The organism is Streptomyces umbrinus, from assembly GCF_030817415.1.
GTDB lineage: Bacteria > Actinomycetota > Actinomycetes > Streptomycetales > Streptomycetaceae > Streptomyces > Streptomyces umbrinus_A.
Map to the genome: position 1 here is coordinate 9134905 of NZ_JAUSZI010000002.1, position 14593 is coordinate 9149497.

10 protein-coding genes and 1 pseudogene are annotated in these 14593 nt (G+C 71.2%); 10 read left to right on the plus strand and 1 reads right to left on the minus strand.

Translation table 11 applies throughout. The features are described from left to right. Positions 1–16: 16 nt before the first annotated feature. Positions 17–1393 carry a homogentisate 1,2-dioxygenase gene (gene hmgA / locus QF035_RS40390; protein ID WP_307526182.1) on the minus strand — a complete coding sequence of 459 codons (1377 nt, stop codon included), beginning with the start codon at positions 1391–1393 and terminating at the stop codon, positions 17–19. Positions 1394–1571: 178 nt separating this feature from the next. On the opposite strand from hmgA, the gene QF035_RS40395 reads away from it, so the two are divergent. The 10 genes and pseudogenes from QF035_RS40395 to QF035_RS40440 all read left to right on the plus strand — a co-directional run bounded on the left by QF035_RS40395 (position 1572) and on the right by QF035_RS40440 (position 14581). Then, the gene (locus QF035_RS40395; RefSeq protein WP_307526184.1) at positions 1572–2153 is read left to right on the plus strand and encodes a hypothetical protein; all 582 of its coding nucleotides are present in this window, start codon (positions 1572–1574) and stop codon (positions 2151–2153) included. Positions 2154–2217: 64 nt separating this feature from the next. Next, positions 2218–2838, plus strand: coding sequence for a TetR/AcrR family transcriptional regulator (locus tag QF035_RS40400; protein ID WP_307526186.1), 621 nt, complete (start codon positions 2218–2220; stop codon positions 2836–2838). A 193-nt stretch (positions 2839–3031) separates the two neighbouring features. Continuing rightward, the gene (locus QF035_RS40405; RefSeq protein ID WP_307526188.1) at positions 3032–5287 is read left to right on the plus strand and encodes a molybdopterin oxidoreductase family protein; all 2256 of its coding nucleotides are present in this window, start codon (positions 3032–3034) and stop codon (positions 5285–5287) included. Positions 5288–5409: 122 nt separating this feature from the next. Then, positions 5410–6861, plus strand: coding sequence for a CitMHS family transporter (locus tag QF035_RS40410; RefSeq protein WP_307526190.1), 1452 nt, complete (start codon positions 5410–5412; stop codon positions 6859–6861). A 73-nt stretch (positions 6862–6934) separates the two neighbouring features. Next, complete coding sequence (locus QF035_RS40415) at positions 6935–8170, plus strand: MFS transporter (protein ID WP_307526191.1); 1236 nt, start codon at positions 6935–6937, stop codon at positions 8168–8170. A gap of 202 nt (positions 8171–8372) precedes the next feature. After that, a complete protein-coding gene (locus tag QF035_RS40420) occupies positions 8373–9719 on the plus strand; it encodes an ABC transporter ATP-binding protein (protein WP_307526193.1) in 1347 nt (448 codons plus the stop codon). A 20-nt stretch (positions 9720–9739) separates the two neighbouring features. Next, a complete protein-coding gene (locus QF035_RS40425; RefSeq protein WP_307526196.1) occupies positions 9740–10228 on the plus strand; it encodes a DUF3574 domain-containing protein in 489 nt (162 codons plus the stop codon). Between the two features lie 183 nt (positions 10229–10411). After that, positions 10412–11802, plus strand: a pseudogene (locus QF035_RS40430) (aldehyde dehydrogenase family protein). Positions 11803–11822: 20 nt separating this feature from the next. Then, positions 11823–12926 carry a Zn-dependent alcohol dehydrogenase gene (locus tag QF035_RS40435; RefSeq protein ID WP_307526198.1) on the plus strand — a complete coding sequence of 368 codons (1104 nt, stop codon included), beginning with the start codon at positions 11823–11825 and terminating at the stop codon, positions 12924–12926. A gap of 269 nt (positions 12927–13195) precedes the next feature. Next, entirely contained in the window at positions 13196–14581 is a 1386-nt protein-coding gene (locus tag QF035_RS40440; protein WP_307526200.1) for an MFS transporter, read from the plus strand. The last annotated feature ends 12 nt before the right edge of the window (positions 14582–14593 follow it).

Sequence of the window (14593 nt, forward strand, 5' to 3'; positions counted from 1 at the left end):
GATCGGTCCCGGCCGGTCATGGGCGCCGCTCCGGCCGGAAGTGCCGCTGGAGGCCCTGCCACACGTCGTCGTACGCGCGCTGCAGATGCTCCGCCCCGGCGGCCTGCGCGGTGGCGGTGACCGGCCAGCGCGTCTCGAACATGAAGGCCAGACCGTCGTCGATCTTCTGCGGCCGCAGCTCGGCGGCGCTCGCCCGGTCGAACGTCTCCCGGTCGGGACCGTGCGCCGACATCATGTTGTGCAGCGAGCCGCCTCCCGGCACGAAGCCCTCCGCCTTCGCGTCGTACGCGCCCTCGATGAGCCCCATGTACTCGCTCATCACGTTCCGGTGGAAGTACGGCGGCCGGAACGTGTCCTCGCCCACCAGCCAGCGCGGCGCGAAGACGACGAAGTCGACGCCGGCAAGGCCCGGGGTGTCGCTCGGCGAGGTCAGCACCGTGAAGATCGACGGGTCCGGGTGGTCGTAGCTGATGGTGCCGATCACATTGAACGCGCGCAGGTCATAGGCGTACGGCACATGGTTGCCGTGCCAGGCCACGACATCCAGCGGGGAGTGGTCGTAGGTCGCCGACCAGAGGTTGCCGCAGAACTTGTTCACGACCTCCACCGGGCCCGCTGTGTCCTCGTCGTCTTCGTACGCGGCGACGGGCGCCCGGAAGTCGCGGGCGTTCGCGAGACCGTTGGCGCCGATCGGGCCGAGGTCGGGGAGCTGGAAGGGTGCCCCGTAGTTCTCGCACACATAGCCGCGGGCCGTCGGGCCCGGGCCGTCGTCGGACGCGGTGTCCAGCAGCTCCACACGGAAGCGCACCCCACGAGGGATCAGCGCCACATGTCCCGGCTGCACATGCAGCAGCCCGAACTCGGTGCGCAGGAGCAGTCCGCCGCGCTCCGGCACGATCAGCAGCTCGCCGTCGGCGTCGCTGAACACCCGCTCCATCGACGCGTTGGCGTGGTAGAGGTGCACGGCCATACCGGTGCGCTGTGTCGCGTCGCCGTTGCCGCCGAGCGTCCACAGGCCCGCCAGGAAGTCGGTGCCGGGTGAGGGCTCGGGCAGCGGGTTCCAGCGCAGCCGGTTCGGGTCGGGCACCGTCTCCGTGAAGGGCGCGGTGCGGACGGCGCCGTTGTCGGTGCGGGTGAAGGCCGGGTGCGCGGCCGACGGGTGGATCCGGTACAGCCACGACCGGCGGTTGTGCGCCCTCGGCTCGGTGAACGCCGTACCGCTCAGCTGCTCGGCGTAGAGCCCGAGCGGGGCCCGCTGCGGAGAATTGCGGCCGTGCGGCAGGGCGCCCGGCACCGCCTCCGAACTGTGCTCGTTGCCGAACCCGGTGAGATACGTCAGCGCCTCGACGGTCTTCCGCCGTGCCTCGGCGGTGATCCGCCCGTCCCCGCTCATGGTCGCTCCCTCGTTCCTGATTCCTATGCATCACCGTAGGATTCGCGAAATCCGTGCGCAAGAGGGAGATGCCCGTGCCCACGGAGGCGACCGCGGGATCGCGCCAAGACCACTGGAGTACCGAGAACCAGACTTCAGGGGGATCCGACTGTCAGAGCGGTGCTCTAATCTCCCGGGCATGTCGTGGACGCGCGTATTCCTCACCGCGCTCGCGGCCTGTGTCCTGTTCGGCGCTCTGTTCGTCGGAGCGACGGGCTGCGGGTCCGACGAAGCGCGCGAGGACGACGGAGTGAAGCCGTCGCCGGTGGGCAAGGTGCTGGAGGACACGGACGAGGAAGGACGCCACTACCGTGAGATCGACAAGAAGGACGCACCGAAGGTCGCGATCGAGATACAGCCCGACGCCGAGAGCGACGGCTGGGACGTACGCCTGACCGTCCACGACTTCCGCTTCTCGCCGGCCGGTACGAGGAAGACGGCCGAACCCGGCCGCGGACACGCCCTCCTCCGCCTCGACGGCCGCCCCCTGTCCTTCCTCCGCGGCCCGGACCACCACATCGCGGGCGGTCTCGTTCCGCGCGGCACCCACCAGGTGAGCGTGCGCCTGCACGCCGACGACGACACGGTGTGGGCCGTGGACGGCGAGCCCGTCGGCAGCGCGGCGGACATCACCGTGTCCGATCCCGGGCCGACGGACACGGAGTCCGCGAAGGCGAAGACGACGGCAACGACGACGAGCGGCCCGGGCACGCACAAATGAGTGGCATCAGCACCGACATTCGTACCGAAGGGCAAGGTTCACCGGACCCCGGCGGAAAGGCATCATGAAGCCCGTGCCCCCTGCGACCTCGCTGCGCCGAGCGCCCGTTCAACGCCGTAGCGCCGAAAGACTCACCCGAATCCTCGACGCCTGCGCCGATCTCCTCGACGAGGTCGGCTACGACGCCCTCAGCACCCGCGCGGTCGCCCTGCGCGCCGGCGTGCCCATAGGCTCCGTCTACCGCTTCTTCGGCAACAAGCGCGCCATGGCCGACGCGCTCGCCCAGCGCAACCTCGACGTCTTCACCGAGCGCGTCACCCTCCGCCTCCAGGAGACCGCCGGCACGGGCGGCTGGCGCGCGGCCATGGACGCGGTCCTCGACGAGTACCTCGCCATGAAACGCACCGCGCCCGGCTTCTCCCTCGTGGACTTCGGCAACCAGATACCCGTCGGCACCCGCGACGCCGAACCCAACACCCGCGTCGCCGACCGCCTCACCGACCTGCTCTCCTCCGTCCTGAACCGCGAACCCGACGAGGACCTGCGCCGCACCTTCCTCATCGCCGTCGAGGCCGCCGACACCCTCGTCCAGCTCGCCTTCCGCCTCGACCCCTCCGGCGACGAACGGGTCATAGAGGAGACCCGGGAACTGCTGCGGGCGTATCTGGCGCGGTCGCTCGACTGACGGAGAGGCCGGGCGACGGCCTCGCCCGGCCCACCCGCCCCGGCCCACCCGCCCCGACCCCGCCGGGTGCGGACACCCGAACGGCGCGCGAATTTCCGACGTGACCCCCCGCACCCCCTCCCCACCGTCCATACCGGTCGGTATGCTCGGCCGGGTCAGCGCCATTGTCGTCGCCACCCCTCCGGGAGGACCCGTGTCCACCACCGCCGACTCCCGAACAGCTCTGCGCATCTGTCCCCTCTGCGAGGCGACCTGCGGGCTCACGCTCACCATCGAGGGGACCCGGGTGACAAGCGCGCGCGGGGACCGCGACGACGTGTTCAGCCAGGGGTTCATCTGCCCGAAGGGCGCCTCGTTCGGGGCGGCCGACGGTGACCCCGACCGGCTGCGGACGCCGCTGGTGCGCAAGGACGGCGAACTGCGCGAGGCCACCTGGGCCGAGGCCTTCGACGCCGTCGCGGCCGGACTGCGGCCGGTCGTCGAGCGGTACGGGCCGCACGCCGTCGGAGCCGTCCTCGGCAACCCGAACGTGCACACCATGGCCGGCGCCCTCTACCCGACCGTGCTGCTCGGGGGCCTCGGCACCCACAGCCTCTTCACCGCGTCCACGCTCGACCAGATGCCCAAGCACGTCTCCAGCGGACTGCTCTACGGCGACGCCAACGCGATCCCCGTGCCCGACCTCGACCGCACCGACCACCTGCTGCTGATCGGCGCCAACCCCCTCGAATCCAACGGCAGCCTGTGCACCGCCCCCGACTTCCCCGGCAAGCTCAAGGCACTCAAGGCACGCGGCGGCACCCTGACCGTCATCGACCCGCGCCGCACCCGCACCGCCAAGCTCGCCGACCGGCACGTGGCCATCCGCCCCGGCACCGACGCGCTGCTGCTCGCCGCCATGGCGTACGTCCTCTTCGAGGAGGAGCTCACCGACCTCGGGGAGCTCACCGAGCTGGTGCAGGGGACCGACGAACTCCGCGAGGCCGTAAGGGACTTCACCCCGGAAGCCGCCGCCGAGGCCTGCGACGTCGACGCCGACACGATCCGCGCGCTCGCCCGTGAACTGGCCGCCGCGCCCACCGCCGCCGTATACGGCCGCATCGGCAGCTGCACCGTCCCGCACGGCACCCTGGCCAGCTGGCTGGTCGACATCCTGAACATCCTCACCGGCAACCTCGACCGGCCCGGCGGCGCCCTCTTCCCGCAGGCCGCCACCGACCGGACACCCCGCCCCGCCGGACCCGGCCACGGCTTCGCGCTCGGCCGCTGGCACAGCCGCGTGAGCCGCCACCCCGAGGCCAAGGGCGAACTGCCGATGGCCGCGCTCGCCGAGGAGATCGACACCGCGACCGCCGAGGGCGAGCCGATCCGCGCCCTCGTCGTCATCGCCGCCAACCCCGTCCTGTCCGCGCCCGACGGCGACCGTCTCGACAAGGCCCTCGGCTCGCTCGACTTCATGGTCAGCGTCGACCCGTACCTCAACGAGACCTCACGGCACGCCCACGTGGTGCTGCCGCCGCCCCCGCCCTCGCAGAGCCCGCACCACGACTTCGCCTTCAACACCCTCGCCGTACGCAACCAGGTCCGCTACACCCGCGCCGCCGTCCCCCTGGAGTCCGGCCGCATGGCCGAGACGGAGATCCTCGCCCGGCTCGTCCTCGCCGCCACCGGCATGCACGGCGCCGAGCCCTCCGCCGTCGACGACCTGGTCATCGGCCAGACCCTCGGCAAGGCCGTCAAGGAAGCCCATTCACCGGCGCACGGCCGCGACCCGCGCGAGCTCGCCGCACAGCTCACCGGCGAGACCGGCCCCGAGCGACGCCTCGACATGATGCTGCGCCTCGGCCCGTACGGCGACGGATTCGGCGTACGCCCCGAAGGACTGACCCTGGAGAAGCTGCTCGACCAGCCCCACGGCATCGACCTCGGACCGCTCCAGTCGCGCCTCCCGCAGCCCCTCAAGACCCGCAGTGGACTAGTGGAACTGCTTCCACAGCCGCTCGCCGATGATCTCCCGCGCCTGCGCGACGCACTGCGCCGACGCCCCGAGGGGCTCGTCCTCGTCGGCCGCCGGCATCTCCGCTCCAACAACAGCTGGATGCACAACATCCCCGCCCTCACCGGCGGCACCAACCGCTGCACCCTGCACATCCACCCCGACGACGCCGACCGCCTCGGTGTCACCGACGGGGCGCCGGTGCGGGTGAAGGGTGCCGGGGGAGAGGTCGTCGCCCCCGCCGAGGTCACCGACGCCGTACGACGCGGAGTCGTGAGCCTGCCGCACGGCTGGGGACACGACCGTCCCGGCACCCGGACGACCCACGCCGCCGAGAACCCCGGAGTCAACGTCAACCAGCTCCTCGACGGCAGCCTGCTCGACCCGCTGTCCGGCACAGCGGTACTCAATGGCGTACCCATCGATATCGCGCCAACAGGCACAACGCCCTGACCTGGAGTTTTGCGCTTATTGCTCGCGTGTCAACATCTTGTTAAGCCTTGTGTGGCCGCCCTAACGTCACTCGAACCGCTGTCCCTGGTGGAAGTTCAAGGGCGAACGTTAGGTATCCACTCATGCTGACCATCCTCGGCTTCACCATGATCGCGACCTTCCTGGTCCTGATCATGATGAAGAAGATGTCGCCGATCGCGGCGCTCGTACTGATCCCGGCGCTCTTCTGCGTGTTCGTCGGAAAGGGTGCGCATCTCGGCGACTACGTCATCGAAGGGGTGGGCACCCTCGCGCCCACCGCCGCGATGCTCATGTTCGCCATCGTGTACTTCGGCGTCATGATCGACGTCGGTCTCTTCGACCCGATCGTCCGAGGCATCCTCAAGTTCTGCAAGGCCGACCCGCTGCGCATCGTCGTCGGCACGGCCCTGCTCGCGGCGATCGTCTCCCTCGACGGCGACGGCTCGACGACGTTCATGATCACGGTCTCGGCGATGTACCCGCTGTACAAGCGCCTCAAGATGAGCCTCGTGGTGATGACCGGCGTCGCCGCCACCGCCAACGGCGTCATGAACACGCTGCCCTGGGGCGGCCCGACCGCCCGCGCCGCCACCGCGCTCAAGCTCGACGCCGGCGACATCTTCGTCCCGATGATCCCGGCGCTCGCCGTCGGCCTGGTCGCCGTGATCGCCCTCTCGTACGTCCTCGGCCTCCGCGAGCGCAAGCGCCTCGGCGTGCTGAGCCTGGCCGACGTGCTGACGGACGAGAAGCAGCTGGTGGATGAGCCCGAGACCGAGACGGTGCTGGTCGGCGCCGGTGCCGCCGCCGGCGGCCCGGGTGACGGCAAGGTGCGTATGACCAAGACCACCGGCGGCGCGGGCTCCGGCACCGACGCCTCCGACGGTGACGACGAGGAGGAGGACGACATCCGCCTCCAGGGCCTCGACCCCAACCGTCCGACGCTGCGCCCCAAGCTGTACTGGTTCAACGCACTGCTCACGGCGACGCTCCTGACCGCCATGATCATGGAACTGATGCCGATCCCGGTCCTGTTCGTGCTCGCCGCCGCGCTCGCCCTCACGGTCAACTTCCCGCACATCCCCGACCAGAAGGCCCGCCTCGCCGCCCACGCCGACAACGTCCTCAACGTCTCCGGCATGGTCTTCGCCGCCGCCGTCTTCACCGGCGTCCTCCAGGGCACCGGCATGGTCGACTCCATGGCCAAGTGGCTCGTCGACGGCATCCCCGACGGCATGGGCCCGCACATGGCCCTCGTCACCGGCGTCCTCAGCCTCCCCCTCACCTACTTCATGTCGAACGACGGCTTCTACTTCGGCGTCCTGCCGGTCCTCGCCGAGGCGGGCGCGGCCCACGGGGTCTCCCCGCTGGAGATCGCCCGCGCCTCGCTCGTCGGCCAGCCGCTCCACATGTCGAGCCCGCTCGTCCCGGCCGTGTACGTCCTGGTCGGCATGGCCAAGGTCGAGTTCGGCGACCACACCAAGTTCGTCGTCAAGTGGGCCGCCCTCACTTCCCTCGTGGTACTCGGCGCCGGAATCCTGTTCGGCATCATCTGAGCCCCGGCTCCCGGGAGTCCGGCCCCGGCCGGACTCACGCCGTCCGTCCTTTCATCCAATGGAGGGTGTCACTGTGAGGCCCGGTGGGAACCGCGGCTGGCTGCTCCGCCTCGTCATCGCCTTCAGCTTCGCGCAGGGGGCGGTGTCGATGGCACGGCCCGCCGTCTCCTACCGGGCCCTCGCGCTGGGCGCCGACGAGCGCGCGATCGGTGTCATCGCCGGCGTCTACGCACTGCTGCCCCTGTTCGCCGCCGTACCGCTCGGCCGCCGTACCGACCACGGCCGGTGCGCCCCGCTGCTCCCGGTCGGCGTCGTCCTCATAGCCGGCGGCTGCGCCCTCAGCGGTACGGCGAACTCCCTTGCCGCGATGGCGGCCTGGAGCGGGGTGATGGGCCTCGGCCACCTCTCCTTCGTGATCGGCGCCCAGTCGATCGTGGCCCGCCAGTCGGCGCCGCACGACCAGGACCGCAACTTCGGCCACTTCACCATCGGCGCCTCGCTCGGCCAGCTCGTCGGACCGATCGCCGCGGGCGCGCTGATCGGCGGCTCCGACATGGCGGGCACCAGTGCCCTCGCGCTGCTGGTCGCGGGCGCCGTCGCCGCGGTCTCGTTCGTCTCGCTGTGGCGCATAGAGCACCGCGACCGGCCCAAGTCCCGTACCGGACGCGGCGATCGAGTCCCCGTGCACCGCATACTGCGCACCCGGGGCGTACCCGCGGGCATCTTCATCAGCCTCGCCGTGCTGTCCGCGACGGACATCCTCACCGCGTATCTGCCGGTGGTCGGCGAACACCGGGGCATCGCGCCCTCCGTGATCGGCCTGCTGCTCAGCCTGCGCGCGGCGGCGACCATAGCCTGCCGCCTGGTCATGACACCCATGCTGCGGCTCCTCGGCCGGGCCGCGCTGCTCAGCACGACCTGTCTGCTGGGGGCCCTCCTGTGCGCCGGGATCGCGCTGCCCGTACCGGTCTGGGGCCTCGCCGTGATCCTCGCCCTGCTCGGCTTCTGCCTGGGCGTCGGCCAGCCCCTGTCCATGACCACGGTCGTCCAGGCCGCCCCGGACGACGCCCGCTCCACCGCCCTCGCCCTGCGCCTGACCGGCAACCGGCTCGGCCAGGTCGCCGCGCCCGCCGCCGCGGGCCTGGTCGCCGGAGTCGCCGGCGTGGCCGCGCCGTTCGTGATGCTCGGAGCGCTGCTGCTGATCGCCTCGGGGCTCGGACTGCGACAGGGGCGTACGGGCGCAGCCGGGTCGGAGCCGACGGAACGTAGGGGACGTACGCCATCCGCACCGGAGCCCGAGAGACACTGAACAGACCTATTTCGCACCGGAGTTGGCCCGAACGCCCCTGTTTCCCGAGAGGGTCCTCCACAAGGCCCGTCCGATTCCGCCGCAAGTCTTCCCCGGGATGTGTGCGGTCCGTTAGCTTCCGTGACTCATAGGTCTCGTACGACCCGCGAGACCTCCGATCGCGGAGCAACAGCGCCCTGTGAGCCCCCGGGGGTCACGTCCCATGTCACGCGCCATCTCCCTTCGACAGGTCAGCAAGTCCTACACACGCGGTGTCTCTGTGGTGGAGAGGTTGTCGCTCGACGTCGCGCCCGGCGAGTTCCTGGTGCTGCTCGGGCCGTCCGGCTGCGGCAAGTCGACCGTGCTGAGGATGATCGCCGGCCTCACGGACCCCACCGAGGGACAGGTGCGGCTCGACGGCGCGTACGCCAACCATCTGGAGCCCGCCGACCGGGACATGGCGATGATCTTCCAGAACTTCGCGCTCTACCCGACCATGAACGGCCGCGAGAACATCGGCTTCCCGCTGCGCATCGAGACGCCCGGCCAGGACCCGCGCTCGCGCGTCGACGCCACGGCCAAGATGCTCGGCATCGAGGATCTCCTCGACCGCTTCCCCCACGAGCTCTCCGGCGGCGAACGCCAGCGCGTCGCGATGGGCCGTGCGATCGCACGGCACCCCTCGGCGTTCCTGATGGACGAACCGCTCGCCAACCTGGACGCCAAGCTCCGCAACCGTCTGCGCGCCGAAATCGCCCGCCTCACCCGGGGGTTGGGCGTCACGACGGTGTACGTCACCCACGACCAGGCGGAGGCGATGTCCCTCGGCGACCGGGTCGCCGTCCTGCGCGGCGGTGTCCTCCAGCAGGTCGGCACCCCGCGCACGGTCTACGCGCTGCCCGAGAACGTCTTCGTCGCCGCCTTCATCGGCACCCCGCGCATCAGCCTCCTGCGCGGCGTCGTCCTCGCCCCGCTCGACGGCGCCATGTCGATCGGCCTCGGCCGCCAGGCCCTCGTCCTGCCCGAACCCCTGTGCCTGGACCACCGGTTGCTCCGGGTGCACCAGGGCCACGAAGTCATCGTGGGTCTGCGCTCCGAGGCCGTACGCATCGCCAAGCCGGCGGAGGCAAGACCCGGCGAGGTGGCGATCAGCGGGCTCGTCGAGCACGTGGAGTTCCAGGGACACGAGGTCCTCGTCCACTTCAACACCGGCTCGCAGCCCGCCGTCGTGCCCGACCTGGAGGCACCGCGCCCCATGCCCCGGCCGCCGCGCCGCCGCCGTCCCGTGGGCGGTGTCCTGGGCCGCCTTCGGGACCGGGCGGGCGCGCTGCGGGCCGGACCCGTCGTGGTTCTGGAGGACCCCGGGGACACCGGACCCGACCGGACCGAACTGCCGCCGCCGGAAGGCCGGTTGCCGGGAGACCTCATCGTCCGTACGACACCCGACCACGAACTCCGCCACGGCATGCAGGTCCCCCTCCTCGTGGACCTCGCCCATCTGTTCGTCTTCGACCACCAAGGAGTGCGGATCAGCCCGGCCCCGGCGCGCCTGCCCGACCTGGAGGACTGAGGCCCGCTAGGTATGCGTTCATGATCATGAACACCGTGCGTACCCGCCTCGCCGTCGCGACGGCCTCCGCCCTCCTCTTCGCCGGCGCCCCGGCCGCGTACGCCACACTCACCGACGCCGGGACCCGGCCGGCGGCCGCAACGGCCCCGGCGGCTCTGACGGCCCCGGCGGCCAGGGGCGCGGCATACGTCGAGACCCGCCTCTTCTTCGGCACCGAGCGCCCCGACGGAGGCCCGGCGGTCACCGACGGGCAGTTCATGGACTTCGTCGACCGGCAGGTCACCCCCGCCTTCCCGGACGGGCTCACCGTGCAGGACGGCCGCGGGCAGTGGCGCGACAGGAACGGCGTCATCGAGCGCGAGCGGTCGTACGAGCTGATCCTGCTGTATCCCGTGGGGCGGGCGAAGGCGGCCGACCCCGGGATCGAGCGGATCCGGGACGCGTACGAGAAGGAGTTCGGCCAGGAGGCCGTGGCCCGGCTGGACGAACCGACGCGCGCGGACTTCTGAGGTCCGGCAGGCCTGTGTCCCGGTAGTGGCCCGGTGATCCTCACAGCGGTTCGTGTGGTCCTCCCGGTGGGCCCGGTGCTCGTCCCGGGGCCCCTGGTGTCCAAAAACTAACACCGCTAGTTTGGGGTCTCGGACGACGGCTAGGTTGGGCGGCGGAGACGACGCCCCTCCCGGGAGGAACGCATGAAGGCACACGACGGCATGTACATCGACGGCGAGTGGCGCCCGGCCGCCGGGACGGACACGATAGCCGTCGTGAACCCGGCCGACGAGCAGGTCATCGCCCACGTCCCGGCGGGCACCGCCGACGACGTGGACGCCGCCGTACGGGCCGCGCGCGCGGAGCCCTGCCGGCCTGGGCCGCCACCCCGCCCGCCGAGCGCGCCGCGCGGATCGCCGCACTCCGGGACGTCCTCGTCGCCCGCAAGGACGAGATCGCCGGGACCGTGACCGCCGAACTCGGCTCACCGCTCAAGCTCTCGCAGGCCGTGCACGTCGGAGCCCCCATCGCGGTCGCCGGTTCGTACGCCGAGCTGGCCGCCTCGTACGCCTTCGAGGAGAAGGTCGGGAACTCGACCGTCCATCTGGAGCCGGTCGGTGTGGTCGGCGCGATCACCCCCTGGAACTACCCGCTGCACCAGATCGTCGCCAAGGTAGCCCCGGCCCTCGCGGCCGGCTGCACGGTCGTGCTGAAGCCCGCCGAGGACACCCCGCTGACCGCCCAGCTCTTCGCGGAGGCGGTCCACGAAGCGGGCCTTCCGGCCGGGGTCTTCAACCTCGTCACCGGCCTCGGACCGGTCGCGGGCCAGGCCCTCGCCGGGCACGAGGGCGTGGACCTGGTCTCCTTCACCGGCTCGACGGCCGTCGGCAGGCGGATCGGCGCGACCGCGGGCGCGGCCGTCAAGCGCGTCGCCCTGGAACTCGGCGGCAAGTCCGCCAACGTCATCCTGCCGAGCGCAGACCTCGCCAAGGCGGTCAACGTCGGCGTGGCCAACGTGATGTCCAACTCCGGCCAGACGTGCAGCGCCTGGACCCGCATGCTGGTCCACGACTCGCAGTACGACGAGGCGGTCGCGCTGGCGGTGGAGGCGGCCGCGAAGTACGGCGAGCGCATGGGGCCCGTCGTCAACGCCAAGCAGCAGCAGCGCGTGCGGAGTTACATCGAGAAGGGCGTCGGGGAAGGGGCGAGGCTGGTGGCCGGCGGCCCCGAAGCCCCGCGCGCACAGGGCTACTTCGTCAGCCCGACCGTCTTCGCGGACGTGACCCCCGAGATGACGATCGCCCAGGAGGAGATCTTCGGCCCGGTCCTCTCGATCCTCCGCTACGAGGACGAGGCCGACGCGCTGCGGATCGCCAACGGCACGGTGTACGGGCTGGCGGGGGCCGTGTGGGCCGGCGAGGTGACCGAGGCCGTGGCCTTCGCACGACAACTCGACACCGGGCAGGTGGACATCAACGGCGGGCGCTTCAACCCCCTTGCCCCCTTCGGCGGTTACAAGCAGTCGGGGGTCGGCCGGGAGCTGGGCTCGCACGGCCTGTCCGAGTACCTCCAGACCAAGTCCCTGCAGTTCTAGTTCCAGGAGGGGTGTACGACATGGCTAGTGCGACGCACACGGTTCGCGCCGCTGTCCTGCCCGCCATCGGTTCTCCCTTGGAGATCACCGAGATCGAGTTGCCGGAGGTGCCGGGGCCCGGGCAGGTCAGGGTCCGGCTGGCCGCGGCCGGGGTCTGCCACTCCGACCTCTCCCTGTCCGACGGCACCATGCGGGTGCCGGTGCCCGCCGTGCTCGGCCACGAGGGGGCGGGGACCGTCGTCTCCGTCGGACCCGGGGTCACACACGTCGCGCCCGGGGACGGCGTGGTCCTCAACTGGGCCCCTTCCTGCGGCAGTTGCCACGCCTGCTCGCTGGGCGAGGTATGGCTGTGCGCCAACGCGCTGGTGGGCGCGGGGGAGGTGTACGCGCGGCGCTCCTCCGACGGGGCCGAGCTGTATCCCGGGCTGAACGTCGCCGCGTTCGCCGAGGAGACGGTGGTGGCGGGCGCGTGTGTGCTCCCGGCGCCGGCCGGGATTCCGCTGGCGGACGCGGCGCTGCTCGGCTGCGCCGTGCTCACCGGGTACGGGGCCGTCCACTACTCGGCGCGGGTACGGTCCGGGGAGACCGTGGCCGTGTTCGGGGTGGGCGGGGTCGGTCTCGCGGCGATCCAGGCCGCGCGGATCGCGAGTGCCTCAACGATCGTGGCGGTGGATGTGTCGCCGGAGAAGGAGTCCCTGGCGCGGGCGGCCGGGGCGACGGAGTATGTCGTCGCGTCCGACACCACCGCGCGGGAGATCCGGGGGCTCACGGGCAAGCAGGGGGTCGATGTGGCGGTGGAGTGTGTGGGCCGGGCGGTCACGATCCGCGCGGCCTGGGAATCCACCCGCCGGGGTGGCCGTACGACGGTCGTCGGCATCGGCGGCAAGGATCAGCAGGTCACCTTCAACGCCCTCGAACTCTTCCACTGGGGTCGGACCCTCTCCGGCTGCGTCTACGGCAACTCGGATCCGGCCCGGGACCTGCCGCTTCTTGCCGACCTCGTCCGCGCGGGGCGCCTGGACCTGAGCTCCCTGGTGACCGAACGGATCGCCTTGGAGGGCATCCCGTCGGCTTTCGAGAACATGCTGGCGGGGAAGGGGGGCCGGGCGTTGGTGGTGTTCTAGGGCTCCGCCCCAGGTCCCGTGGGGTGCGATTTCGGGTGCGGGTCCGGCTGTGGCTGGTCGCGCAGTTCCCCGCGCCCCTGAAAACCTAGGGGCGCGGGGAACTGCGCGGTCTTTTGGGGGTTCGGGGGCGGAGCCCCTGAGTAAGGGACGGGATTGGGTAGGGGCGGCGGGGGCGAGAAAAAACCGATCCCCGCACACCCGTTGACCCACATACCGTCCGGTCAGTACGTTGCCGCGAACGTCCCCGCACCCACCGGAGTGTGCACCGCATGGACACCGCTCCTTCCGCCCTCCCCAGCACATCCACCCCCGCGCAAGACGCCAGAAACCGCCGCAAAGGGGCAACGGCCGCCGCCCTCGCCTCAGCCGTCGAGTGGTACGACTACTTCGTCTTCGGCATCGCGGCAGCCCTCGTCCTCGGAGACCTGTACTTCCCCGCAGGCAGCCCCTCCGCAGGAGTCCTCGCCTCGTTCGCGACCTTCGCGGTCGGCTTCCTCGCCCGCCCCTTCGGCGGAGTGATCGCGGGCCACCTCGGCGACAAGCGGGGCCGCAAGCCCATGCTGGTCCTGGCCCTGACCCTGATGGGCGTGGCCACGACGGGCATCGGCCTCCTCCCCACGTACGAGACGATCGGCATGGCCGCCCCGGTCCTCCTCGTCACGCTCCGCGTCATGCAGGGCATCGCCGTCGGCGCCCAGTGGGGCGGCGCGATGCTCCTCGCCACCGAGTACGCCCCCGAGGGCAAGCGCGGCATCTACGGCAGCTTCGTCCAACTCGGCGTCCCCATCGGCGTGGTGAGCGCCAACTCGGTCTTCCTCCTCGCCGGCGCGTTCACCAGCGAGTCGGCGTTCGCCGCGTGGGGATGGCGGCTCCCGTTCCTGGTCGGCCTGCTGGTCCTCGTACTCGCCTGGTACATCCACAAACACGTCGAGGAGACCCCGGAGTTCCGGGCGGCCGAACGGGCCCTGGCCGAGAAGGAGAGGGAAGAGAAGGGGCAATCAACAGGCAAGGGACCGGGAACAGGGAACGGAAAGCGAGGCGACGGCGCGCGGAACTCCCCGCTGCGCACCATCCTCCGAGGCCACCTCGGCACGGTCTTCCTCGCGGGCGGCTCGTTCGCCGTGAACACCGCGACCTTCTACATCCTGATCACCGGCGTCCTCGACTACACGACCCGCGAACTGGACATGAACCGCGGCGCCGTCCTCACGGTCTCCCTCTGTGTGAGCCTCACCCAGCTCGTCCTGATCCCCGCGTCCGCCGCGCTCTCCGACCGCATCGGCCGCATCCGGATCTACGGTCTCGGCGCGGCCGGCATCGCCCTGTGGGCCGTGCCGATGTTCCTGCTGATCGACACGGGCTCGCTGCTGTGGCTGGCGGTCGGAACGTTCGTCGCCAGCTGTTTCCTCAGCATCATGTACGGGCCCCAGGCCGCCCTGTTCGCCGAGCTGTTCACCCCCGAGATGCGGTACACGGGCGCCTCGCTCGGCTATCAGATCGCGGCTGTGCTCGGCGGCGGACTCGCGCCCTTCGTGATGGTGCTCCTGCTGGAGACGACGGGCACGTCGATGTCGGTGGCCGCGTACATCATCGGGCTCGCCGTGATCGCGCTCGGATCGATCAAGGTCCTTGCGGACAGGGCGCGTTCACGCTGAGAAGCCAGGCTG

Excerpts from the sequence above, each read along its gene's own strand:
- QF035_RS40435 (WP_307526198.1), top strand. The coding sequence starts at position 11,823 with ATGGCTAGTGCGACGCACACGGTTCGCGCCGCTGTCCTGCCCGCCATC.
- QF035_RS40410 (WP_307526190.1), top strand. The coding sequence starts at position 5,410 with ATGCTGACCATCCTCGGCTTCACCATGATCGCGACCTTCCTGGTCCTG.
- QF035_RS40400 (WP_307526186.1), top strand. The coding sequence starts at position 2,218 with ATGAAGCCCGTGCCCCCTGCGACCTCGCTGCGCCGAGCGCCCGTTCAA.
- QF035_RS40425 (WP_307526196.1), top strand. The coding sequence starts at position 9,740 with ATGATCATGAACACCGTGCGTACCCGCCTCGCCGTCGCGACGGCCTCC.
- hmgA (WP_307526182.1), bottom strand. The coding sequence starts at position 1,393 with ATGAGCGGGGACGGGCGGATCACCGCCGAGGCACGGCGGAAGACCGTC.
- QF035_RS40420 (WP_307526193.1), top strand. The coding sequence starts at position 8,373 with ATGTCACGCGCCATCTCCCTTCGACAGGTCAGCAAGTCCTACACACGC.
- QF035_RS40440 (WP_307526200.1), top strand. The coding sequence starts at position 13,196 with ATGGACACCGCTCCTTCCGCCCTCCCCAGCACATCCACCCCCGCGCAA.
- QF035_RS40395 (WP_307526184.1), top strand. The coding sequence starts at position 1,572 with ATGTCGTGGACGCGCGTATTCCTCACCGCGCTCGCGGCCTGTGTCCTG.